This window comes from Klebsiella sp. CN_Kp113 (assembly GCF_040064585.1).
Taxonomy (GTDB): domain Bacteria; phylum Pseudomonadota; class Gammaproteobacteria; order Enterobacterales; family Enterobacteriaceae; genus Klebsiella; species Klebsiella michiganensis.
In genome coordinates this window covers 91,874-115,197 of the sequence record NZ_JBEAID010000008.1, presented here as the reverse complement: position 1 = coordinate 115,197, position 23,324 = coordinate 91,874, and the positions used below count along the sequence as shown (strand labels likewise).

The following is a 23,324-nucleotide window of genomic DNA, read 5'->3' as shown; positions in this document are numbered from 1 at the left end:
ACCGGGCATTGGCGGGATTATGTACAGCGCTGAGTTAGCGCATTACACCGCGGTCTGGAAAATAACCCCGTCGGCCTTCTCGGTGTACTGACCCAGCTGATCGAAGTTCAGATAGCGATAGGTATCCGCTGCGGTTTTATCCACCTGAGCAACATAGGTCTGATACTCTTCCGGCGTCGGCAGTTTACCGATAAGCGCGGCCACGGCCGCCAGCTCCGCAGAGGCCAGGAAGACGTTAGCGCCGGTACCTAAACGGTTCGGGAAGTTACGGGTTGAGGTAGAGACCACCGTCGCACCGTCGGCAACGCGCGCCTGGTTACCCATACACAGGGAACAGCCAGGGATTTCAATACGCGCACCGCTCTTACCAAACACGCTGTAGTAGCCCTCTTCAGTCAGCTGCGCGGCGTCCATACGGGTTGGCGGCGCCACCCACAGACGAGTCGGCAGCTGGCCTTTGTGGTTGTCCAGCAGCTTACCGGCCGCGCGGAAGTGGCCGATGTTGGTCATGCAGGAACCGATAAACACTTCATCGATCTTCTCGCCCTGCACGTCGGACAGCAAACGCGCATCGTCCGGATCGTTCGGCGCGCAGAGGATGGGCTCTTTGATATCGGCCAGATCGATATCGATCACCGCCGCATATTCCGCATCCGCGTCGCCTTCCAGCAGCTGCGGATCCGCCAGCCATTTTTCCATGCCCTGAACGCGACGCTCCAGCGTACGACGATCGCCGTAACCTTCGGCGATCATCCACTTCAGCAGGACGATGTTGGAGGTCAGATACTCAACGATCGGCTCTTTGTTCAGCTTAATGGTGCAGCCCGCAGCGGAACGCTCGGCGGAGGCATCGGTCAGCTCAAACGCCTGCTCAACTTTCAGATCCGGCAGACCTTCAATTTCCAGAATGCGGCCGGAGAAGATGTTTTTCTTACCTTTCTTCTCCACGGTCAGCAGACCCTGTTTGATCGCATACAGCGGGATGGCGTGTACCAGATCGCGCAGGGTGATGCCCGGCTGCATTTTGCCTTTAAAACGTACCAGTACCGATTCCGGCATATCCAGCGGCATGACGCCAGTTGCGGCGGCAAACGCCACCAGGCCTGAGCCTGCCGGGAAGGAGATACCGATCGGGAAACGGGTATGCGAATCACCACCGGTACCCACGGTATCAGGCAGCAGCATACGGTTCAGCCAGGAGTGGATAACGCCATCGCCCGGACGCAGCGATACGCCGCCGCGGTTCATGATGAAGTCCGGCAGCGTGTGGTGCGTGGTGACGTCCACCGGCTTCGGATAGGCGGCGGTATGGCAGAAGGACTGCATCACGAGGTCGGAAGAGAAGCCCAGGCACGCCAGGTCTTTCAGCTCATCACGGGTCATCGGGCCGGTGGTGTCCTGAGAGCCTACGGAGGTCATCTTCGGTTCGCAGTAAGCGCCCGGACGAACCCCGGCCACGCCGCAGGCGCGACCCACCATTTTCTGCGCCAGAGAGTATCCGCGGCTGCTTTCCGCCACGTCTTTCGCCTGACGGAACACATCGCTGTGCGGCAGGCCCAGCGCTTCACGCGCTTTGGTGGTCAGGCCACGGCCGATGATTAGCGGGATACGGCCGCCGGCGCGCACTTCGTCGATCAGCACGTCGGTTTTCAGCTCGAAGGTCGCCAGCAGTTCGCCGGTTTCGTGGTTACGGACTTCACCTTTGAACGGATAAACGTCGATCACGTCGCCCATGTTCAGGTTGTTTACGTCCACTTCAATCGGCAGCGCGCCGGCATCTTCCATGGTATTAAAGAAGATAGGCGCAATTTTGCCGCCGAGAACCAGACCGCCGCCGCGCTTGTTCGGCACGTTCGGAATATCGTCGCCCATAAACCACAGCACCGAGTTGGTGGCGGATTTACGCGATGAGCCGGTACCCACGACATCGCCGACGTACGCCAGCGGGAAACCTTTTTGCTGCAGTGCTTCAATTTGTTTAATCGGGCCAACGGCGCCGGGCTGATCCGGGTCGATGCCTTCGCGGGCGTTTTTCAGCATTGCCAGCGCGTGCAGCGGAATGTCCGGGCGGGACCAGGCGTCAGGGGCCGGAGACAGGTCATCGGTGTTGGTTTCGCCGGTGACTTTAAAAACGGTCACGGTGATTTTGTCAGCCAGTTGAGGACGGCTCAGGAACCACTCAGCGTCGGCCCAGGATTGCATAACCTGTTTGGCGTAGGCATTGCCCGCCTTGGCTTTCTCTTCTACATCGTAGAAGTTGTCGAACATCAGCAGGGTGTGGGACAGCGCTTTCGCGGCGATCGGCGCCAGTTTTGCGTCGTCCAGCGCGTCAATCAGGGGATGGATGTTGTAACCGCCCTGCATGGTGCCCAGCAGTTCGACAGCTTTTTCACGGGTAACCAGTGGAGAAGTCGCTTCGCCTTTGGCGATCGCGGCAAGGAATCCGGCTTTAACATAGGCGGCTTCGTCGACGCCCGGCGGTACGCGGTTAATTAACAGGTCTAACAAGAATTCTTCTTCACCCGCTGGCGGGTTTTTCAGCAGTTCTACCAGCGCGGCCATTTGGGTTGCATCTAAGGGTTTCGGTACAATCCCCTCGGCGGCACGCTCAGCTACGTGCTTACGGTATTCTTCTAGCACGACGGTTCTCCTCGCTCTCATTGTAAAATGCGGTAGGCGATTCTCTTCACGCTCCTGTGAGACAGCAGTTTGTAGGGTAAATGCCCGATACCGCGTCGGCAGCATAGCAGGATTTTGGCGGGGTGTTAATCTGTTTACAAAAAAGCAACATTAAAAATTAGCTGAATCGTTAAGGGCAGAATAATGCAGGTTTTCTGTCAATTTAGCGGTATATAAAATTAATTCTGTTACACATAATTGAGCGAAATCCCAACTAAAATCAAAAACGCAAATACGCGCTCTCTATACTCAGGCAATCCCCCGCTTTTCGACAATACTCTGTCAAAACGGGCCAATTATTGTGCCGGGAGTTCTCATGACACTGCCTTTCAAACCCCATCTGCTCGCGCTGCTCTGTAGCGCCGGGCTATTAGCCGCCGCGGGTACGCTCTACGTCAAAAGCCGGGAGCCGCAAACGGTTCCCGAGCCCCCCGCCGTTGCGCAAACGGCGCAGGCAACCGCCGCCGCCCAGCCGGTGACCACGACCTATACACCCGCGCAGATAGACCAGTGGGTCGCGCCAATCGCGCTCTATCCGGACAATCTGCTGTCGCAGGTGCTGATGGCTTCGACCTACCCGAGTAACGTTGTCCAGGCGGTAGAGTGGTCGCAGGATAACCCCACAATGAAGGGCGATGCGGCGGTGCAAGCGGTGGCAAATCAGCCCTGGGATCCCAGCGTAAAATCGCTGGTCGCCTTCCCTTCCCTGCTCGCGTTAATGGGAGAAAATGCGCCGTGGGTGGAAAACCTGGGTAATGCATTTCTCGCCCAGCCGCAGGACGTCATGGATTCGGTGCAGCGCTTACGCGCCATCGCCCAGCAGACCGGAACGTTAAAATCCACGCCGCAGCAGAAAGTCATCACCGCCACCCGCTCCGCGGCACCGGCACCGGCTCCGGCAACGTCCACGGCCACCGCTTCCCGCAGCAGCAGCGCCGTGACATCCTCCGCCCCGGCGCAGGTGATTAAAATCGAATCAACCAATCCAAATGTGGTGTACGTGCCGGCCTATAACCCTTCAGTTGTTTACGGCGCCTGGCCTGACACCGCCTATCCGCCGGTCTACCTGCCGCCGCCTCCGGGGGAGCAGTTTACCGACAGCTTCGTCAAGGGGTTTGGCTATAGCCTCGGCGTCGCCACAACCTACGCTCTGTTCAGCAGCATCGACTGGGATGATGACGATCATCACCACCATGACGATGACGATCACCATCACGATGATGATCATCACGGCGGCTACGCGCACAACGGCGATAACATCAACATCAACGTCAATAATTTCAACCATATTACCGGGCAGAACCTGCCGGGAAACCACGCCAGCTGGCAGCATAATCCGGCCTACCGCGGCAATATTCCCTATCCGAACAATACGATTGCGCAGCATTACCATCAGACCAATGTTCCCGGCGGGCTTAGCGCGACCCAACATCAGCCCGCCGATCGCAACGCGCAGCGTCAGGCGGCCATGACGCAGCTACAGCAGCGTACCGGGCCTGCGGATAACGCGCTTAATCACGCGCCTTCCCGCGATGCCCAGCGCCAGGCCGCGTCGCAGCAGCTCCATCAGGTGACCCAGCGCAATAACTATCGCGGCTATGACGCCACGCCGGCGGTAAAAAATAGCGCCGTACAACAGCAGCATCGGGAAGCGGTCAAAACGCAAATTCAGCATCCGACGGCGCAGCAGCAACAGCGCCGTGAACAGTTCCGGGCCGCAACGCCCGAACAACGTCAGCAGAAGCTGAATAATCTGCACGCCAATGCCCTGAGCGGTAACGATATCCGCTCTCCCTCCTGGCAGTCTCAGCAGGAGCGCGGCCTGCAGAGCCGCCATATCTCGGGTTTAAGCAGCGAGCAGCGCAGCGCGGCCAGAGAACATCTTTCCGAACACCGTGAACTGCGCCGCCGCTGAGGATAATCAGATGAAAAAATTTTTAAAAATGACGCTGCTGGCGCTAGCCATGACGCCCGCCATGGCGCTGGCTCAGCAGCAGTTTTCCTCTCCGGAACAGGCCGCAAGCGCGCTGGCTGAGGCAATCGGCAGGCATGATGAATCTGCCCTCAACGGGCTGCTCGGCGATAGCTGGCAGCAATTTTTACCGCCGGAGGGCATCGACCCAGATGCCGTCGCTCGCTTTCAGCGCGACTGGAAAGTCAGCCATCGTATCGTTCAGCAGCAGAATAGCGCCTGGCTGGAGGTGGGACAGGAAGCATGGCGGCTACCGATCCCCATCATTAAGGATAAGAGCGGCTGGCGTTTTGATATGGCCGCTGCTGAAGATGAGATCCTGACTCGCGCGATTGGCCGCAATGAGCTGTCAGCCATTCAGGCGATGCACGCTTACGTTGATGCCCAGCAGGATTTTTATCGGCTAAACCACACCTGGGCGCAGAGGATTATCAGCAGCGATGGTAAGAAAGACGGCCTCTACTGGCCTGCCGCTCCCGGCGAAGCGCCCAGCCCGCTAGGGCCCGCGTTTAGCCCCGTCGAACCCGGCGAAGGCTATCACGGCTACCGTTTTCGCATCATTCAAGATGGCGAGGGTCAGGGCTTCGCCCTGCTGGCGTGGCCTGTGGAATGGGGAAAAACCGGCATCATGAGCTTTATGGTCAACCAGAATGATGAGGTTTATCAGGCTAATTTAGGGGATGAGACGCAGAGCAAAGCGCGCGCCATTTCGCAGTTTTCGCCGGATTCAGCCTGGCAGGCCATCAATCAATAGAAAAAAAGCCCGGCGTGCGATAACGCCGCCGGGCCATATCTGTGTGCTGATTTAGCCCTGATGGGGCATCAGAGACGGGTCACCCGCAAAAGCCGGTTTAGTGCTGGTCAACGCCGCTTCATCAGAGCTGATGCTGCCGGAATTCGCCGCCCATACCCCTTCGCTGGTCTTTGTGATCTGCTGATGCTGCATATTCAAATCCTGGCCCATCGCCGCAATATGGGTGCTTTCGGTCCCGCCGCTGTTATCAGCCCAGGGAATAGCGGCATCGGCCGCGCAGGCCATACCCGAGACCAGCGTTGCTGCCAGCAGCGTCGTCGTTAAAACTTTTTTCATCACACACCTCACATATAGTTAACTACCTATAAGTTTACTGAGTAACTATTTTTCAAGTATTAATAAGATATGCAATTTTATTAACGGCGACACAGTTCTAAACATCACCGATAAAAAAAGCGGCTCACTGAGCCGCTTTTTGGATTTTGCCTGAAAGAAAAATTTACTTTTTCTTCGCTTTCGCGTTTGGCAGGTCGGTGATGCTGCCTTCGAAGACTTCTGCTGCCAGGCCAACGGACTCGTGCAGAGTCGGGTGAGCGTGGATGGTCAGCGCGATGTCTTCAGCGTCACAGCCCATTTCGATCGCCAGACCGATTTCACCCAGCAGCTCGCCGCCGTTGGTGCCGACAATCGCCCCGCCGATAACGCGGTGAGATTCTTTGTCGAAAATCAGTTTGGTCATACCGTCAGCGCAGTCGGAAGCGATGGCGCGGCCAGAAGCAGCCCACGGGAAGGTGGCGGTTTCGTAGCTGATGCCTTTCTCTTTCGCTTCTTTCTCAGTCAGACCAACCCACGCAACTTCCGGCTCGGTATAGGCGATGGACGGGATAACTTTCGGGTCGAAGTAGTGCTTCATGCCGGCAATAACTTCGGCAGCAACGTGGCCTTCGTGAACGCCTTTGTGCGCCAGCATCGGCTGACCGACGATATCGCCGATAGCGAAGATGTGCGGCACGTTGGTACGCAGCTGTTTATCAACGCGGATAAAGCCACGCTCGTCAACTTCAACGCCTGCTTTACCGGCATCGAGGTTTTTACCGTTCGGTACGCGGCCGATAGCTACCAGCACGGCGTCGTAGCGCTGCGCTTCAGCCGGGGCTTTTTTGCCTTCCATGGAAACGTAGATACCGTCTTCTTTCGCTTCAACGGCGGTCACTTTGGTTTCCAGCATCAGGTTGAATTTCTTACTGATGCGCTTGGTGAAGACTTTCACCACGTCTTTATCGGCAGCCGGGATAACCTGGTCGAACATTTCAACCACGTCAATCTCTGAACCCAGCGCATGGTATACGGTACCCATTTCCAGACCGATGATACCGCCGCCCATAACCAGCAGGCGTTTTGGTACGGTTTTCAGCTCCAGCGCATCGGTGGAGTCCCATACGCGCGGATCTTCATGCGGAATGAACGGCAGTTCGATCGGACGGGAGCCCGCCGCGATGATAGCGTTGTCGAAGTTGATGACGGTTTTACCGTTTTCGCCTTCCACTTCCAGGGTGTTAGCGCCGGTAAATTTACCCAGACCGTTAACCACCTTCACTTTACGCCCTTTGGCCATGCCAGCCAGACCGCCGGTCAGCTGAGTGATGACTTTTTCTTTCCAGGTGCGAATCTTGTCAATGTCAGTTTTCGGTTCACCGAAAACGATGCCGTGTTCGGCCAGCGCTTTCGCTTCTTCGATAACTTTAGCAACGTGCAGCAGTGCTTTAGAAGGGATACAGCCGACGTTCAGGCAAACACCGCCGAGGGTGCTGTAACGTTCTACGATGACGGTTTCCAGACCTAAATCAGCGCAACGGAAGGCAGCAGAATAACCTGCGGGGCCTGCCCCAAGTACCACGACCTGAGTTTTGATTTCAGTACTCATCATGACCTCTGTTATTTGTATCCGGCGGGTCTGACGCTATTGTTTTTACGCCCATGTCCACCGGGACGTTCTATCCGCAAGCATTTTACAAAATTGTTAACAATTTTGAAACAACAAACGGCAAACGATTTTGTCCTTTATTGCTGGTAACTTCAAAACGCAGAAGAGATTACCAGAAAAAAGCCGGCCGTCAGGCCGGCTTTTTGCTTACATCACCAGGCGGCGAATGTCGCTCAGCATATTGTTGATGATGGTGATAAAGCGCGCACCATCAGCACCGTCGATCACGCGGTGGTCGAAGGACAGAGAGATCGGCATCATCAGACGCGGCACGAACTCTTTGCCATTCCATACCGGCTCCATCGCGGACTTGGACACGCCGAGGATAGCCACTTCCGGCGCGTTCACAATCGGTGCGAAGTGGGTGGTACCCAGGCCGCCGATGCTGGAGATAGTGAAGCAACCACCCTGCATTTCGCCAGCGGTCAGCTTACCATCACGCGCTTTCTTGGAAATCACGGTCAGTTCACGAGACAGCTCGGTAATGCTCTTCTTGTTCACGTCTTTGAAGACCGGAACAACCAGACCATTCGGGGTATCAACCGCCACACCGATATTGATGTATTTCTTCAGCGTCAGACGCTGTGCATCTTCAGACAGGGAGCTGTTGAAGCGCGGCATCTGCTCAAGCGCCGCGGCAACGGCTTTCATGATGAAGACCACCGGAGTGAATTTCACGTCCAGCTTACGCTTCTCAGCTTCGGCGTTCTGCTGTTTACGGAACGCTTCCAGATCGGTGATATCGGTTTTGTCGAAGTGCGTAACGTGCGGGATCATCACCCAGTTACGGCTCAGGTTAGCACCAGAGATCTTCTGGATACGGCCCAGTTCAACTTCTTCCACTTCACCAAACTTGCTGAAGTCCACTTTCGGCCACGGCAGCATGCCCGGGATACCGCCACCGGTAGCAGCAGGCGCGGCTTCAGCGCGTTTAACCGCTTCTTTCACGTAGGCCTGAACGTCTTCGCGCAGGATACGGCCTTTACGACCAGTTCCTTTCACTTTCGCCAGGTTTACACCGAACTCGCGCGCCAGGCGACGAATCAGCGGGGTGGCGTGAACGTAAGCGTCGTTTTCAGCGAACTCAGATTTGCCTTCTGCTTTTGCAGCAGGTGCAGCTGGTTTAGCAGCCTGAGCCGGTGCAGCAGCTGGTGCTGGAGCAGCCGGAGCTGCGGCAGGCGCAGCGCCTTCCACTTCGAAGACCATAATCAGGGAGCCGGTGGAAACTTTGTCGCCGGTGCTGATTTTGATCTCTTTCACGGTACCCGCGAACGGCGCAGGCACTTCCATGGAAGCTTTGTCGCCTTCAACGGTGATCAGTGACTGTTCAGCGGCAATTTTATCGCCCACTTTCACCATCACTTCAGTCACTTCAACTTCATCGCCGCCGATATCCGGCACGTGAACTTCTTTAGAACCTGAAGCTGCCGGTGCAGCAGCAGCCGGAGCGGCTTCCGCTTTCGCCGGCGCCGCGGCAGGCGCTGCGCCCGCCACTTCGAAGATCATGATCAGGGAACCCGTGGACACTTTGTCGCCGGTGTTAATCTTGATCTCTTTCACGGTACCGGCGAACGGCGCCGGCACTTCCATAGAGGCTTTATCGCCTTCTACGGTGATCAGGGATTGTTCAGCGGCGATGGTGTCACCCACTTTTACCATGATTTCCGTGACTTCAACTTCATCACCGCCGATATCCGGTACATGAACTTCTTTCGCGCTGGCGGCTGCCGGTGCTGCGGCGGCCGGAGCCGCTTCTTTCTTCTCTTCCTGCGCAGGTGCAGCTGCTGCTGCACCATCGGCGGAATCGAAAATCATGATCAGTTTACCGGTCTCGGTTTTGTCGCCGACGGAGACTTTGATCTCTTTAACGACGCCAGCCTGCGGAGACGGGACTTCCATAGAGGCTTTGTCGCCTTCTACGGTGATCAGCGACTGTTCAGCTTCAACTTTGTCGCCCACTTTGACCAGAATCTCGGTGATTTCAACTTCATCAGCCCCGATGTCCGGTACTTTGATTTCGATAGCCATTATTCTTTTACCTCTTACGCCAGACGCGGGTTAACTTTATCTGCATCGATGTTGAATTTAGTGATGGCTTCCGCAACCACTTTCTTATCGATTTCGCCACGTTTAGCCAGTTCGCCCAGCGCTGCTACCACCACGTAGGAAGCGTCAACTTCGAAGTGGTGACGCAGGTTTTCACGGCTGTCAGAGCGACCGAAGCCGTCGGTACCCAGTACGCGGTAATCATCGGCCGGTACGTAAGTACGAACCTGCTCAGCGAACAGTTTCATATAGTCAGTAGATGCGACTGCCGGAGCGTCGTTCATCACCTGAGCGATGTACGGAACGCGCGGCGTTTCCAGCGGATGCAGCATGTTCCAGCGTTCACAATCCTGGCCATCGCGCGCCAGTTCGGTGAAGGAGGTGACGCTATAAACGTCAGAGCCTACGCCGTAGTCTTTGGCCAGGATGTGCGCTGCTTCACGGACGTGACGCAGGATAGAACCGGAGCCCAGCAGCTGAACTTTACCTTTGCTACCTTCAACGGTTTCGAGTTTGTAGATACCTTTACGGATACCTTCCTCGGCGCCTGCTGGCATTGCCGGCATGTGGTAGTTTTCGTTCAGCGTGGTGATGTAGTAGTAAACGTTCTCTTGTTTCTCACCGTACATACGCTCCAGACCATCGTGCATGATGACCGCAACTTCGTACGCGTAAGACGGATCGTAAGAGATACAGTTCGGGATAGTCAGAGACTGAATGTGGCTGTGGCCATCTTCGTGCTGCAGACCTTCGCCGTTCAGCGTGGTACGACCGGAAGTCCCGCCGATCAGGAAGCCGCGAGCCTGCTGGTCGCCGGCCTGCCAGCAAAGGTCACCGATACGCTGGAACCCGAACATGGAGTAGTAGATGTAGAACGGGATCATCGGCAGGTTGTTGGTGCTGTAGGAGGTCGCAGCAGCCAGCCAGGATGCACCGGCACCCAGTTCGTTGATACCTTCCTGCAGAATCTGGCCTTTCTCGTCTTCTTTGTAGTAAGCAACCTGCTCACGGTCCTGCGGAGTGTACTGCTGACCGTTCGGGCTGTAGATACCAATCTGACGGAACAGGCCTTCCATACCAAAGGTACGCGCTTCATCGGCGATGATCGGCACGAGGCGGTCTTTGATGGATTTGTTCTTCAGCATCACGTTCAGGGCACGAACGAACGCGATAGTGGTAGAGATCTCTTTATTCTGCTCTTCCAGCAGCGGACCGAAATCTTCCAGGGTCGGCAGCTCCAGCTTCTCATCGAAGTTTGGCTGACGGCTCGGCAGATAGCCATGCAGTTTCTGACGCTGGGCGTGCAGATAGGTGTGCTCTTCAGAACCTTCCGGGAAGGTCACGTACGGCAGTTTTTCGATATCAGCATCGGCAACCGGCACGTTGAAACGATCGCGGACGTAGCGAACGCCGTCCATGTTCATTTTCTTAACCTGGTGAGCGATGTTTTTACCTTCAGCGGTGTCACCCATGCCGTAACCTTTAATGGTATGGGCGAGGATTACGGTGGCTTTGCCTTTGGTTTCCTGTGCTTTTTTCAGCGCAGCGTAGACTTTCTTCGGATCGTGACCGCCGCGGTTCAGGGCCCAGATCTGCTCGTCAGTCCAGTCGGCAACCAGCGCTGCGGTTTCCGGATATTTACCGAAGAAGTGCTCACGCACGTAAGCGCCATCTTTGGATTTGAAGGTCTGGTAGTCACCGTCAACGGTCTCTTCCATCAGCTGGATCAGTTTACCGCTGGTATCTTTACGCAGCAGCTCATCCCAGCGTCCGCCCCAGATAACCTTGATAACGTTCCAGCCAGCACCGCCAAAGATGCCTTCCAGTTCGTTAATGATCTTGCCATTACCGGTAACCGGGCCGTCAAGGCGCTGCAGGTTACAGTTGATAACGAAGACCAGGTTGTCCAGCTTCTCACGGGTCGCGATGGTGATCGCGCCTTTGGATTCCGGCTCGTCCATCTCGCCGTCGCCGAGGAAAGCGTAAACGGTTTGTTTGGAAGTGTCTTTCAGGCCGCGGTGTTCCAGATACTTCAGGAACTTAGCCTGATAAATCGCACCGATTGGACCCAGCCCCATAGAGACAGTCGGGAACTGCCAGAATTCCGGCATCAGTTTCGGGTGCGGATAAGAGGACAGACCTTTACCGTGAACTTCCTGACGGAAGTTGTTCATCTGCTCTTCAGTCAGACGACCTTCCAGGAAAGCACGCGCGTAGACGCCCGGAGAGATGTGGCCCTGGAAGTAAACCAGGTCGCCGCCGTCCTGCTCGTTGCGTGCGCGGAAGAAGTGGTTAAAGCACACTTCATAGAAGGTTGCGGAAGACTGGAAGGAAGCCATGTGGCCGCCCAGTTCGAGATCTTTTTTCGATGCGCGCAGAACGGTCATAATCGCGTTCCAGCGGATCGCAGAACGGATACGACGTTCCAGATCCAGATTACCCGGGTATTCCGGCTCATCTTCAACGGCAATAGTGTTCACGTAACCGCCGGTCGATGCGCCAGCAGCCACTTTCACCCCGCCTTTGCGGGCTTCAGAAAGGAGTTGGTCAATAAGATACTGAGCGCGCTCAACACCTTCTTCACGGATGACCGATTCGATCGCCTGTAGCCAGTCGCGAGTTTCGATCGGATCCACGTCATTTGGTAAACGTTCTGACATGGGGGGTATTCCTTATCTATCTAATCGTTGATTAATCTGGAACCTGTCCCATTGAATTCTCGTCAGAGAATGCAATAAGACAGGTTCTGCGTTTAGTTGCCGCGCTCTAAAAATGGCGCTTAAGAACCGGAGTTCTCATCTTTTCGTTGCTGTAAACGACGCAGTGAGCGTTCACGACGGCTCTGCTCACGGCTACGATCCAGCAAAATTTCCTCAATGAACGCCAGGTGACGATGCGACGCTTCACGCGCCTGCTCCGGTTCCCCGGCGATTATCGCCTCAAAAATGCGAGTACGATGATTGCTGACCTGCGGGAGCATCTCCCGACGGGCGTACAACAATTCAAAATTCTGGCGAACGTTCTGGGCCAGCATCGGCTCCATACAGCGTAGTAGATGGAGCAGCACCACATTGTGCGCCGCTTCGGTGACGGCGATTTGATACTGGACGACGGCATCGGATTCGGCGTCGAGATCGCCGGACTGCTGAGCCCGCTCAATGGCCTGATGCAGCTCGCGAATGCGTTCGCGGTCTTCATCATTGCTGCGCAGCGCCGCGTAATAAGCCGCGATGCCTTCAAGCGCGTGACGGGTTTCCAGCAGATCAAATTGGGATTCAGGGTGGTCGGACAGTAGCTCTACCAGCGGGTCGCTGAAGCTCTGCCACAGGCGGCTTTGTACAAACGTTCCGCCCCCCTGGCGACGAAGCAACAAGCCCTTAGCTTCGAGGCGTTGAATAGCCTCACGGAGCGAGGGACGGGAAACGTCGAACTGTTTTGCCAGTTCACGTTCTGGCGGGAGTTTTTCACCGGGGCGCAACGTCCCCTCAAGGATTAAAAACTCCAGCTGCTGCTCTATCACATCGGATAGTTTTGGTTGGCGGATCTTGCTGTAGGCCATATTCCCTGTCTCTGCCATTAGCCCGGAGTCAATTGGTCTTACCAATTCATAGTTCGTATCGCTAAAGTAACAAAGTATTCACCTTCTGTCCATACAGGTTTTGATTGAAATCATTAAACCCGGCACGTTTTAACAACCTTACAGAAATAACATTTCAAAAATGTAACCTTGCACAAATGTTGTGTTTACTCACAAAGAGGTAGTGTTAACGTAATAGAAACGAAAAATTACGCTATCTGAACCGATTCAACGCCTTATGAAGTGAATATAAATTCAATAAATTTGCATGGATGACAAATAATGGGTAGGCACTGGCGCATGGGGGTGGGATTTACAAATGGCGTCTTTTTGCTCGCTTCGTCATCATCCCTTCATAAAGCAGGTGCATTCAGCGGCGCTTATCACTATTCTCCATGATACGAAAGGCCTTTTCATGAATTCCCTCTCCGCCTTGCGTAAAGAAATAAGTACATCTACGGAATTTGATAATTACACAAACACAACAATATGTGCGCTACATCACTCGGGGCAAAACGGGCCGCAGGCTCAGTGAAATTTCGCTGACTATGCTATCAGGCAGGGATGGACAGCGAAGAAGTCACCTGATGGATGACGCGGACAAACATAATAACCATAACCACACACGAGGTTTCATGATGGAAGGTCAACAGCATGGCGATCGGCTAAAGCGCGGCCTTAAAAACCGCCATATTCAGCTTATTGCGCTGGGAGGCGCTATCGGTACCGGTTTGTTTCTGGGTAGCGCATCCGTCATCCAAAACGCGGGTCCCGGTATTATTCTGGGCTACGCAATTGCCGGTTTTATTGCTTTCCTGATTATGCGTCAGCTGGGCGAGATGGTCGTCGAAGAGCCGGTAGCCGGCTCATTTAGTCATTTTGCCTACAAATACTGGGGCGGCTTTGCAGGCTTCGCTTCCGGCTGGAACTACTGGGTGCTTTACGTGCTGGTCGCGATGGCCGAGCTGACCGCGGTCGGGAAATACGTCCAGTTCTGGTGGCCGGAAATCCCTACCTGGGTTTCTGCGGCCGTTTTCTTTATCGCTATCAACGCCATCAACCTGACGAACGTCAAGGTGTTCGGCGAGATGGAGTTCTGGTTCGCGATCATCAAAGTCGTCGCCGTCGTGGCGATGATCCTGTTCGGCGGCTGGCTGCTGTTCAGCGGCAACGGCGGCCCGCAGGCCACCGTACGCAACCTGTGGGAGCAGGGCGGTTTCCTGCCGCACGGCTTCACCGGGCTGGTAATGATGATGGCGATTATTATGTTCTCTTTCGGCGGGCTGGAGCTGGTCGGTATTACCGCAGCCGAAGCGGATAACCCGGAGCAGAGCATTCCGAAGGCCACCAACCAGGTCATCTACCGCATCCTGATTTTCTATGTGGGCTCGCTGGCCGTTCTGCTTTCGCTGCTGCCGTGGAGCCGCGTAACCGCCGATACCAGCCCGTTCGTCCTGATTTTCCACGAACTGGGCGATACCTTCGTCGCGAATGCGCTGAATATTGTGGTATTAACCGCGGCGCTCTCCGTTTACAACAGCTGCGTATACTGCAACAGTCGGATGCTGTTCGGTCTGGCCCAGCAGGGTAACGCGCCAAAAGCGCTGATGAGCGTCGATAAACGCGGCGTGCCGGTTAACACCATCCTCGTCTCCGCGGTGGTCACCGCGCTGTGCGTACTGATTAACTACTTCGCGCCGGAATCCGCGTTTGGTCTGCTGATGGCGCTGGTGGTTTCAGCCCTGGTGATCAACTGGGCGATGATTAGCCTGGCGCACATGAAGTTCCGTCGCGCTAAGCAGCAGCAGGGCGTGGTCACCCGCTTCCCGGCGCTGCTTTATCCGCTGGGCAACTGGATCTGCCTGCTGTTTATGGCGGGAGTGCTGGTGATCATGCTGATGACCCCTGGCATGGCGATTTCCGTCTACCTTATCCCGGTATGGATTGCCGTTCTCGGCGTCGGCTACCTGTTTAAACAGAAAACCGCCAGCGCCATTAAAGCATAATCCTGTATCTCCACAAGCTGTGTCCGCCCGCCGCTGGGCGGACACGGCGCATTGTTATCTGCTTCACACTTTCCCCCTGATAACCGATTTATCCATATCGTTAACCCTATCCTGCAACGCATTAGTCCATTACCCGGCTAATAATTCTCTCCATACCGCCACGGGGAGATCGCTGCGATGAATGGCAATAAGCTTTCAGTTAAAGAAAAAATAGGCTACGGGATGGGTGATGCCGGATGCAATATCATATTCGGCGCCATCATGTTGTTTGTTAACTATTTTTATACGGATATTTTTGGTCTCGCGCCGGCGCTGGTGGGCGTTTTGCTGCTTTCCGTACGCGTTATTGATGCCGTCACCGATCCGATCATGGGGGCGATGGCCGACCGTACCCGCAGTAAATACGGGCGCTTTCGCCCATGGCTACTGTGGATTGCCTTCCCGTACGCGCTGTTCAGCGTGCTGATGTTTACCACCCCGGAGTGGTCGTACAATAGCAAGGTTATCTATGCTTTCGTCACCTACTTCCTGCTCTCGCTGACCTACACCGCGATCAACATCCCCTACTGCTCCTTGGGTAGCGTGATTACGAATGACCCGAAGGAACGCGTGGCCTGCCAGTCCTATCGCTTCGTGATGGTCGGTATCGCCACGCTCCTGCTCTCCCTGACGCTGCTGCCGATGGCGGACTGGTTCGGCGGTGAGGATAAAGCCAAAGGCTATCAGATGGCGATGACCGTGCTGGCGATTATCGGTATGTGCATGTTCCTGTTCTGCTTTGCCACCGTTCGTGAGCGCGTAAAACCCGCCGTCCAGACCAACGACGAGCTGAAAAAAGATCTGAAAGACGTCTGGAAAAACGACCAGTGGGTTCGCATCCTGCTGCTAACGCTGTGCAACGTTTGTCCGGGCTTTATTCGCATGGCCGCCACCATGTACTACGTCACCTGGGTGATGCAGCAAAGCACCCACTTCGCCACGCTGTTTATCAGCCTCGGGGTAGTCGGCATGATGATCGGCAGTATGCTGGCTAAAGTCCTGACCGACCGCTGGTGCAAACTGCAGGTGTTTTTCTGGACCAACATCGTGCTGGCGATTTTCTCCTGCGCCTTCTACTTCTTCGACCCGCACGCCACCATGATGATTATGGTGCTCTATTTCCTGCTGAACATTCTGCATCAGATCCCCTCGCCGCTGCACTGGTCGCTGATGGCCGACGTGGATGACTACGGCGAATGGAAGACCGGCAAACGCATCACCGGCATCAGCTTCTCAGGCAACCTGTTCTTCCTGAAGGTCGGTCTGGCCATCGCCGGCGCGATGGTTGGCTTCCTGCTCTCCTGGTACGGTTACGATGCCGGTGCGAAGCAGCAAAGCGCCTCCGCGATTAACGGTATCGTATTGTTATTCAGCGTTATCCCCGGCATCGGCTATCTGATTACCGCGGGGGTGGTGCGTATGCTGAAGGTAAACCGCGAATTTATGCGGCTAATTCAGTCCGACCTCGAGAAACGCCGGGTCAACTACAGCGAACTCAACGACTATCAGGAACTGAAAACCGGCGAACAGGTAAGGAAAGCGTAATGAAAAACTGGCCGAATCCATTTATTGAACAACGCGCGGACCCGTATATTCTGCGCCATCAGGAGAGCTACTACTTTATTGCCTCGGTGCCGGAGTATGACCGTCTGGAAATCCGCCGCTCAGCAACCCTTGAAGGTTTACGCCACGCGCAGCCGGTGGTCGTCTGGCGTAAACCGGACAGCGGCCCGATGAGCCAGCTCATATGGGCCCCGGAGCTGCATGAGATTGACGGCAAATGGTATATCTACTTTGCCGCCAGCCACACCCACGATCTGGATGCGCAGGGCATGTTCCAGCACCGCATGTTCGCGCTCGAATGCGCGGACAGCGACCCGTTAACCGGTAAATGGCAGGAAAAAGGCCAGATTAAAACGCCGCTTGATACCTTTGCGCTGGATGCCACCACCTTCCGCCATCAGGGTAAACGGTGGTACCTGTGGGCGCAAAAAGATCCGGAAATTAAGGGCAATACCAACCTCTATCTGGCTGAACTGGCAAATCCGTGGACGCTAAAAGGTCAGCCGGTCAGGCTGAGTCAACCCGAGTTTGACTGGGAGTGCCGGGATTTTCTGGTGAATGAAGGCCCGGCGGTCCTGTTCCACGGCGACAAGCTGTTCGTCAGCTATTCCGCCAGCGCCACCGACGAAAACTACTGCATGGGATTATTGTGGATAGACGTTAACGCCGACCCGCTGCGGCCGGAAAACTGGCATAAAGCGCCGCAGCCGGTGTTTCGTACCAGCTATGAGAATCGTCAGTATGGGCCCGGACACAATAGCTTTACGCAAACGCCGGAGGGAGAAGATGTGCTGGTGTACCACGCGCGCAACTACACCGAAATTGAAGGCGACCCGCTGTACGATCCGAATCGCCATACCCGCCTGAAGCTTGTCCGCTGGGACGAAAACGGGATGCCTGATTTTGGCATCCCGGCAGCAGATACGGATTAAAAGCGGAACCTGCCCCCAGCGGGCAGGTGCTTAAATCAGCGTACCGTAAATCGTCAGCAGCGCCATAATCACCACCACCACCAGCGATGTTTTTTTCGCCATGGAGACCGCCGCCTTCGGCGTCGCCACTTTATCCACGTGCGGCTCGCGCGCCAGCGAATACTGCGCCAGGCGCGTCAGCACCTGATACTGCGAAGAGTGGCGGTCGCCCAGCGAGGCAAACCACGCAGGCAAAGCCTTTTCCCCGTGCCCAACCAGCGCGTACACCACGCCGACCAGACGTACCGGAACCCAGTCGACAACGTGCAGAATGCCGTCAATACCCGACTGTAAGCGATGACGCGGCGTCTGATAACGCGCCAGCCAGGTCTGCCAGGCCCGCAGCGTACAGTAGGCAATCAGGGTTAACGGTCCCCACGGCCCGCCGACAACGAACCAGAACAGCGGAGCGAGATAGTAGCGGTAGTTAATCCACAGCAGCGCGTTTTGCAGCTCGCTCAGATATTCACGCTGGTCGCAGCCGGGCGGCACGCCGTGGATCAGGGTGAGCTCGCTGGCCATGGCGTCGCAGGCGCGGCTATCATCGCGCGCCGCCGCCTTCAGGTAGGCGTGATAGTGCAGACGGACTTTGCCCGCGCCGATGCACAGCAGGCCCAGCAGGATCCAGAACACCAGCAGAGGAATGTTAAACAGCTGCCCCTGCAGCAGGCGCTGAATAATAAACACGACCGCCGCCGCCGCGACCGTCATCAGTAGGGTAGTGAGCAGGGAATAATGCTTTACCCGGCGAAACAGCACTTCCAGCCGGTGATCGAGCTGCCAGTGCTCGCCCAGCTTAAACAAACGCTCGGCAATGAGGACCAACAGCGTAGTGAACAACGTCATGGCATCTCCTTATTCTGACGACGGGGTTAACAGACCGCGAAATTTGACCCAGTCAAAAGCCGGGCCGGGATCCGTTTTACGCACTGGCGCAATATCGCTATGGCCGGTGATATTGTCAGCTATCGCCGGATAGCGCGAGATAAGCTGACGGGTAACGGCAACCAGCTGCTGATACTGCGCGTCGGTATAAGCCAGCTCGTCGGTCCCTTCCAGCTCAATGCCTATCGAAAAATCATTACAGCGCTCGCGCCCGTGATAGCTGGAAACCCCCGCGTGCCAGGCGCGCTGGTCGAAAGGCACATACTGCACGATTTCACCATCGCGGCGAATCAGACAGTGTGCCGAAACGCGAAGATGCGCGATTTCAGCAAAGAAAGGATGGGCATGGGGATCGAGCGTACCGCTGAACAGGGCATCAATCCATGGCCCGCCAAATTCGCCGGGCGGCAGGCTTATATTATGCACCACCAGCAAAGAGGGGGTTTCATTATCCGGGCGGCTATCGTGGTGCGGCGAAGGAACCCGACGCGCCTCTTCCAGCCATCCCCCGTTCAACTGCATGTTGAGTCTCCTTTTACTAGCTTATGCATTCGCGGCACCGTGACCAAACAATCCCCGGCATCATACCCACGCTCGCTCGGCTGGCTAACGCCAAAACTTCACGCTGGCGCCGCCGACGAAAGGACGCGGATGTGGTACAGAAACGTCGTTCAGGTTAGCATGTTTCCCACTTCTGAATCTTATCTATCTGGAGCTTTATCATGACGCCTCGTCGCTACAATCCCGACCGCCGCCGTGACGCGCTGCTGGAGCGTATTAATCTTGATATTACCGATGCCGTCTCTCAATCCCTGCGGGAAGATTTAGGCGGTGAAGTGGATGCGAACAACGATATTAGCGCGCAATTATTGCCGCAGGATGCGCGCTCGCATGCCGTCGTCATCACCCGTGAAGACGGCGTGTTTTGCGGTAAACGTTGGGTAGAAGAAGTCTTTATTCAGCTTGCGGGCGACGACGTTAACTTCACCTGGCACGTTGCCGATGGCGACGCGGTAAAAGCCAATCAGCCGCTATTCGAGCTGGAAGGCCCTTCGCGGATCCTGCTCACCGGCGAACGTACCGCACTCAATTTCGTGCAGACGCTCTCCGGGGTGGCCAGCGAAGTCCGCCGCTATGTCGACCTGCTGGCAGGCACCAAAACTCAACTGCTCGATACGCGCAAAACGCTGCCGGGCCTGCGCACGGCGCTGAAATATGCGGTCCTGTGCGGCGGCGGGGCCAATCATCGCCTGGGCCTCTCCGATGCCTTTCTGATTAAAGAGAACCATATTATCGCTTCCGGCTCGGTACGGCAGGCGGTTGAAAAAGCGTTCTGGCTGCACCCGGATGTGCCGGTTGAGGTGGAAGTCGAAACCCTTGAAGAGCTGGATGAAGCGCTGAAAGCCGGCGCTGACATCATTATGCTCGACAACTTCACTACCGACCTGATGCGCGAAGCGGTCAAACACACCAACGGCCAGGCGGCGCTGGAAGTCTCCGGCAACGTCACATTCGAGACTATTCGTGAATTTGCTGAAACCGGCGTCGATTACATCTCCGTTGGCGCGTTGACCAAGCACGTCCGCGCTCTCGATCTCTCTATGCGCTTCCGCTAATCCCCCTGCCCCGGTTCGTCGTTGATGCCGGGGCGCACTTTTGCGAGCCGGCTCGCACGCCAATAATCCCTCAATGCAACCCGCAAAAAAAGCCTGGAAGCGTGCTTCTCCAGGCGCGATCTGCCGCTCGTATCGCTAAACAAACCCCGGCAAAGTGCTCCCGAAGATAACAAGGAGCAACTTATGGACAAACAACGCGGCTTTACCCTCATCGAACTTATGGTGGTCATTGGGATCATCGCCATTCTCAGCGCAATCGGCATTCCGGCTTATCAGAACTATCTGCGAAAAGCGGCGCTTACCGATATGCTGCAAACCTTCGTCCCGTTCCGCACCGCCATTGAGCTGTGCGCGCTGGAGCACGGCGGATTAACCACCTGCGATGGCGGCAGCAACGGTATTCCCTCGCCCGCCACAACCCGCTACGTCTCGGCTATGACCGTCGCCACAGGCGTTGTCACGCTCACCGGGCAGGAAAGCCTTAATGGCTTAAGCGTCACGCTGACGCCGACCTGGGATAACGCTAACGGCATCACCGGCTGGCAGCGAGTGTGCAACATTACCGGCGATAGCGCACTCAAGCAGGCCTGTGAAGACGTGTTCCGTTTTAACTGAGGGCGCGGCAATGAAAACTGAACAATTGATACCTCTTTGCCAGCGCTATCAGGCCTTACTGCTCGATAGTAATGAACACACCATCGCTATCGCCGTGGTTGACGCCCCCGCCCCGGAGCTGCTGGAAGCGTTACGTTTCGCGACGCAGAAAAGGATTGATATCGAGTGCTGGAGCCAGGACCAGATGGACAAGCGGCTGCAGACGCCGGGAATATCAACCCTCACCCCGCCTGTTGAAGCCTCGGCCAGCATCGTTGAACAGGTAAATAGCCTTCTGGAACAGGCCCTGCGCCAGCGCGCATCGGATATTCATATTGAACCCGGTGACGATCGCCTGAGAATTCGCCTGAGGGTAGATGGCGTTCTCCATTCTCTTGCGCCGCTTGCGCCGGAACTCGCCGCCCCCATCACCGCCCGACTTAAAGTGCTCAGCAATCTGGATATCGCTGAACACCGGGTACCGCAGGACGGTCAGTTTACCCTCACGCTCGCAGACCGCCCGATCTCGTTTCGGATCGCCACGCTTCCCTGCCGCGGCGGGGAAAAAATCGTCCTTCGCTTATTACACCAGGTCGAACAAGCGCTGGACCTCGAAGCGCTGGGGCTATCGTCTCAGCAGCTTGCCGCCTTTCGCTCGGCGCTTAACCAACCTCAGGGGCTGATGCTGGTCACCGGCCCGACGGGAAGTGGGAAAACCGTCACTTTGTATAGTGCGCTGCAGGCGCGGAATCGCGACGAGGTCAATATATGCAGCGTTGAAGATCCGCTGGAGATCCCCATCGTGGGGATGAATCAGACGCAGATTAATCCGCGGGCGGGCTTAACCTTTCACAGCGTACTGCGCGCCCTGCTACGCCAGGATCCCGATATCGTGATGGTCGGAGAGATACGCGATGCAGAAACCGCTGAAATTGCGATAAAAGCAGCGCAAACCGGGCACCTGGTTCTCTCAACGCTGCACACCAATTCAACCAGTGAAACGCTGGTTCGCCTGCAGCAGATGGGCGTTGCGCGCTGGATGATCTCATCCGCGCTTTCTCTGGTGGTTGCTCAACGCCTGGTACGCAAACTGTGCCCGCACTGCCGCCGGGAAACCGGCAGTTCGGCCGATGTTCCACACAGCCTGTGGCCACGGGCGCTTCCTCGCTGGCAGGCTCCGGGCTGTCAGCACTGCTATCACGGCTACTACGGTCGCCTGGCGCTATTTGAGCTGCTCCCCGTCACCACCGCGTTACGGCAGGCGATTACTCAGGGTCTTAGCGCCGGAGAGATCGAGTCCCTGGCGCGCGAATCCGGCATGATGACGCTGTTTGAGAGCGGCTGTCTGGCCGTCGAACGTGGGATGACAAGTCTGGAAGAGGTCGTTCGCGTGTTGGGAATACCGCATGGCGACTAAACGACTGTGGCGCTGGCGCGGTCTCTCTCTCCAGGGCATTCCCTGCCAGGGAACGCTCTGGCAGGATAATCGCCCTGAGGCATTGCAGGCTCTGCAGCGGCAGCGAATTATCCCGCTGACGCTGCGCCGCTGTAGCGTGCAAAGCGCCCTCTGGCATCCGCGCTACAGTGGCGAAATCATCCGCCAGCTGGCCGCGCTTCTTCAGGCCGGTCTCCCCCTGGCCGAGGGGCTGGAACTGCTGGCGCAGCAGCAGCCCAATGCGCAATGGCAGGCGCTGCTGCAAACCCTGGCGGAGGATCTGGCGCAGGGCATTTCGCTTTCAGGCTCCCTGGAAAAATGGCCTGAGGCGTTCCCTCCGCTCTATCTGGCCATGATTCGCACCGGTGAACTTACCGGTAAACTGGAACTTTGCTGCGCTCAGTTGGCCAGGCAGCAGCGAGAGCAGCTGCTCCTCACCGAAAAAGTGAAAAAAGCGCTGCGCTACCCGTTGATTATCTTATCCCTGGCGCTGCTGGTGGTTATGGGAATGCTGTGCTTTGTCTTACCGGAATTCGCTGCTATATATCAAACCTTCAACACCCCGCTGCCGTGGCTGACCCGCGCGGTAATAAGCATTGGCGAAGGGTTAACTCGCTGTTGGCCACTGCTCGCTGCCCTGGGTATTTTACCTGCAATACTCAACCGGCTGATTTGCCAGCGGCCAGGCTGGCTGCTGTACCGTCAGAAGCTGCTCCATACGCTGCCGGTGTTTGGCAAACTGCTATGCGGCCAGCGGCTTAGCCAGATTTTTACCGTACTCGCATTGACGCAAAGCGCCGGAATCAGCTTTCTGCAAGGTCTGCAAAGCGTGGAGGAAACCCTGAGCTGCCCGCTATGGCGGCAGAGGCTCCAGCAGGTTTGCCGGCAAATTACCCACGGCGATCCCATCTGGCAGGCGCTCGCCAACGGCGGAGGCTTTACGCCGCTTTGCCTACAACTGATCCGTACCGGTGAAGCCTCGGGTTCGCTGGATACCATGCTGGAAAATCTGGCTCGTCACCATAGTGAGCTGACGCATCAGCAGGCAGATAATCTGGCGACCTTGCTGGAACCGATGATGTTGGTAGTGACCGGAACGATTGTCGGCGTGCTGGTGGTGGCGATGTATTTACCCATTTTTCATCTGGGCGACGCCATTAGCGGGATGGGGGGATAACGCTGGCGCAAACGCGCCAGCGAACG

17 protein-coding genes are annotated in these 23,324 nt (G+C 56.3%); 9 read left to right on the top strand and 8 right to left on the bottom strand.

Translation table 11 applies throughout. From position 1 onward, the window contains the following. Nucleotides 1-42: 42 nt before the first annotated feature. The gene (acnB, locus tag ABLV30_RS02760) at nt 43-2,640 is read right to left on the bottom strand and encodes a bifunctional aconitate hydratase 2/2-methylisocitrate dehydratase (protein WP_025106504.1); all 2,598 of its coding nucleotides are present in this window, start codon (nt 2,638-2,640) and stop codon (nt 43-45) included. A gap of 355 nt (nt 2,641-2,995) precedes the next feature. On the opposite strand from acnB, the gene ABLV30_RS02755 reads away from it, so the two are divergent. Together ABLV30_RS02755 and ABLV30_RS02750 are read left to right on the top strand one after the other, a co-directional pair. Next, nucleotides 2,996-4,594, top strand: a complete 1,599-nt coding sequence (locus tag ABLV30_RS02755; RefSeq protein WP_047724456.1) for a DUF3300 domain-containing protein — start codon at nt 2,996-2,998, stop codon at nt 4,592-4,594. Nucleotides 4,595-4,604: 10 nt separating this feature from the next. Then, entirely contained in the window at nt 4,605-5,405 is an 801-nt protein-coding gene (locus ABLV30_RS02750; RefSeq protein ID WP_148851028.1) for a DUF2950 family protein, read from the top strand. A 51-nt stretch (nt 5,406-5,456) separates the two neighbouring features. Here ABLV30_RS02750 and ABLV30_RS02745 read toward each other — a convergent pair whose 3' ends face one another. The 5 genes from ABLV30_RS02745 to pdhR form a co-directional block, all read right to left on the bottom strand. Next, nucleotides 5,457-5,741, bottom strand: coding sequence for a hypothetical protein (locus tag ABLV30_RS02745; RefSeq protein ID WP_014227938.1), 285 nt, complete (start codon nt 5,739-5,741; stop codon nt 5,457-5,459). Between the two features lie 163 nt (nt 5,742-5,904). Next, the gene (gene lpdA, locus ABLV30_RS02740) at nt 5,905-7,329 is read right to left on the bottom strand and encodes a dihydrolipoyl dehydrogenase (RefSeq protein ID WP_004098637.1); all 1,425 of its coding nucleotides are present in this window, start codon (nt 7,327-7,329) and stop codon (nt 5,905-5,907) included. A 207-nt stretch (nt 7,330-7,536) separates the two neighbouring features. Beyond that, the gene (gene aceF / locus ABLV30_RS02735; protein ID WP_057173064.1) at nt 7,537-9,417 is read right to left on the bottom strand and encodes a pyruvate dehydrogenase complex dihydrolipoyllysine-residue acetyltransferase; all 1,881 of its coding nucleotides are present in this window, start codon (nt 9,415-9,417) and stop codon (nt 7,537-7,539) included. A 14-nt stretch (nt 9,418-9,431) separates the two neighbouring features. Beyond that, the gene (gene aceE, locus ABLV30_RS02730) at nt 9,432-12,095 is read right to left on the bottom strand and encodes a pyruvate dehydrogenase (acetyl-transferring), homodimeric type (protein ID WP_265801401.1); all 2,664 of its coding nucleotides are present in this window, start codon (nt 12,093-12,095) and stop codon (nt 9,432-9,434) included. Nucleotides 12,096-12,214: 119 nt separating this feature from the next. After that, nucleotides 12,215-12,994 (bottom strand): pyruvate dehydrogenase complex transcriptional repressor PdhR, encoded by a 780-nt coding sequence (gene pdhR, locus ABLV30_RS02725; RefSeq protein ID WP_004098632.1) that lies wholly within the window; start codon nt 12,992-12,994, stop codon nt 12,215-12,217. A 653-nt stretch (nt 12,995-13,647) separates the two neighbouring features. Between pdhR and aroP the strand changes: the two genes are divergently transcribed. The 3 genes from aroP to ABLV30_RS02710 all read left to right on the top strand — a co-directional run bounded on the left by aroP (nt 13,648) and on the right by ABLV30_RS02710 (nt 17,552). Further along, nucleotides 13,648-15,018 (top strand): aromatic amino acid transporter AroP, encoded by a 1,371-nt coding sequence (gene aroP, locus ABLV30_RS02720; RefSeq protein ID WP_086544283.1) that lies wholly within the window; start codon nt 13,648-13,650, stop codon nt 15,016-15,018. A 177-nt stretch (nt 15,019-15,195) separates the two neighbouring features. Beyond that, nucleotides 15,196-16,602, top strand: a complete 1,407-nt coding sequence (locus tag ABLV30_RS02715; protein ID WP_014227935.1) for an MFS transporter — start codon at nt 15,196-15,198, stop codon at nt 16,600-16,602. Beyond that, a complete protein-coding gene (locus ABLV30_RS02710; RefSeq protein ID WP_348865517.1) occupies nt 16,602-17,552 on the top strand; it encodes a family 43 glycosylhydrolase in 951 nt (316 codons plus the stop codon). Before ABLV30_RS02715 ends, ABLV30_RS02710 begins: the two co-directional genes overlap by 1 nt. 30 nt (nt 17,553-17,582) lie before the next feature. On the opposite strand, the gene ampE is transcribed toward ABLV30_RS02710, so the two are convergent. Further along, nucleotides 17,583-18,437 (bottom strand): beta-lactamase regulator AmpE, encoded by an 855-nt coding sequence (ampE, locus tag ABLV30_RS02705; RefSeq protein WP_004098628.1) that lies wholly within the window; start codon nt 18,435-18,437, stop codon nt 17,583-17,585. Between the two features lie 9 nt (nt 18,438-18,446). Further along, on the bottom strand, nt 18,447-18,998 hold the full coding sequence (gene ampD, locus ABLV30_RS02700; RefSeq protein ID WP_009654552.1) for a 1,6-anhydro-N-acetylmuramyl-L-alanine amidase AmpD: 552 nt from the start codon (nt 18,996-18,998) through the stop codon (nt 18,447-18,449). Between the two features lie 200 nt (nt 18,999-19,198). Here ampD and nadC point away from each other — a divergent pair, with 200 nt between their 5' ends. The 4 genes from nadC to hofC all read left to right on the top strand — a co-directional run bounded on the left by nadC (nt 19,199) and on the right by hofC (nt 23,298). Next, nucleotides 19,199-20,092 (top strand): carboxylating nicotinate-nucleotide diphosphorylase, encoded by an 894-nt coding sequence (nadC, locus tag ABLV30_RS02695; RefSeq protein WP_025106498.1) that lies wholly within the window; start codon nt 19,199-19,201, stop codon nt 20,090-20,092. 183 nt (nt 20,093-20,275) lie between these two features. Next, on the top strand, nt 20,276-20,707 hold the full coding sequence (ppdD, locus tag ABLV30_RS02690) for a prepilin peptidase-dependent pilin (protein ID WP_014227930.1): 432 nt from the start codon (nt 20,276-20,278) through the stop codon (nt 20,705-20,707). 10 nt (nt 20,708-20,717) lie between these two features. Continuing rightward, complete coding sequence (gene gspE, locus ABLV30_RS02685) at nt 20,718-22,103, top strand: type II secretion system protein GspE (RefSeq protein WP_014227929.1); 1,386 nt, start codon at nt 20,718-20,720, stop codon at nt 22,101-22,103. Continuing rightward, nucleotides 22,093-23,298 (top strand): protein transport protein HofC, encoded by a 1,206-nt coding sequence (gene hofC / locus ABLV30_RS02680; protein ID WP_057173065.1) that lies wholly within the window; start codon nt 22,093-22,095, stop codon nt 23,296-23,298. The genes gspE and hofC overlap by 11 nt, the downstream gene beginning before the upstream one ends. Nucleotides 23,299-23,324: the final 26 nt, after the last annotated feature.

What these genes read in the sequence shown, in the direction of transcription:
- lpdA (WP_004098637.1), bottom strand. Translation starts at nt 7,329, where the DNA reads ATGAGTACTGAAATCAAAACTCAGGTCGTGGTACTTGGGGCAGGCCCC.
- hofC (WP_057173065.1), top strand. Translation starts at nt 22,093, where the DNA reads ATGGCGACTAAACGACTGTGGCGCTGGCGCGGTCTCTCTCTCCAGGGC.
- ABLV30_RS02750 (WP_148851028.1), top strand. Translation starts at nt 4,605, where the DNA reads ATGAAAAAATTTTTAAAAATGACGCTGCTGGCGCTAGCCATGACGCCC.
- pdhR (WP_004098632.1), bottom strand. Translation starts at nt 12,994, where the DNA reads ATGGCCTACAGCAAGATCCGCCAACCAAAACTATCCGATGTGATAGAG.
- ABLV30_RS02755 (WP_047724456.1), top strand. Translation starts at nt 2,996, where the DNA reads ATGACACTGCCTTTCAAACCCCATCTGCTCGCGCTGCTCTGTAGCGCC.
- nadC (WP_025106498.1), top strand. Translation starts at nt 19,199, where the DNA reads ATGACGCCTCGTCGCTACAATCCCGACCGCCGCCGTGACGCGCTGCTG.
- aceE (WP_265801401.1), bottom strand. Translation starts at nt 12,095, where the DNA reads ATGTCAGAACGTTTACCAAATGACGTGGATCCGATCGAAACTCGCGAC.
- aroP (WP_086544283.1), top strand. Translation starts at nt 13,648, where the DNA reads ATGATGGAAGGTCAACAGCATGGCGATCGGCTAAAGCGCGGCCTTAAA.
- aceF (WP_057173064.1), bottom strand. Translation starts at nt 9,417, where the DNA reads ATGGCTATCGAAATCAAAGTACCGGACATCGGGGCTGATGAAGTTGAA.
- gspE (WP_014227929.1), top strand. Translation starts at nt 20,718, where the DNA reads ATGAAAACTGAACAATTGATACCTCTTTGCCAGCGCTATCAGGCCTTA.
- ampD (WP_009654552.1), bottom strand. Translation starts at nt 18,998, where the DNA reads ATGCAGTTGAACGGGGGATGGCTGGAAGAGGCGCGTCGGGTTCCTTCG.
- ABLV30_RS02710 (WP_348865517.1), top strand. Translation starts at nt 16,602, where the DNA reads ATGAAAAACTGGCCGAATCCATTTATTGAACAACGCGCGGACCCGTAT.
- ABLV30_RS02715 (WP_014227935.1), top strand. Translation starts at nt 15,196, where the DNA reads ATGAATGGCAATAAGCTTTCAGTTAAAGAAAAAATAGGCTACGGGATG.
- ampE (WP_004098628.1), bottom strand. Translation starts at nt 18,437, where the DNA reads ATGACGTTGTTCACTACGCTGTTGGTCCTCATTGCCGAGCGTTTGTTT.
- ppdD (WP_014227930.1), top strand. Translation starts at nt 20,276, where the DNA reads ATGGACAAACAACGCGGCTTTACCCTCATCGAACTTATGGTGGTCATT.
- ABLV30_RS02745 (WP_014227938.1), bottom strand. Translation starts at nt 5,741, where the DNA reads ATGAAAAAAGTTTTAACGACGACGCTGCTGGCAGCAACGCTGGTCTCG.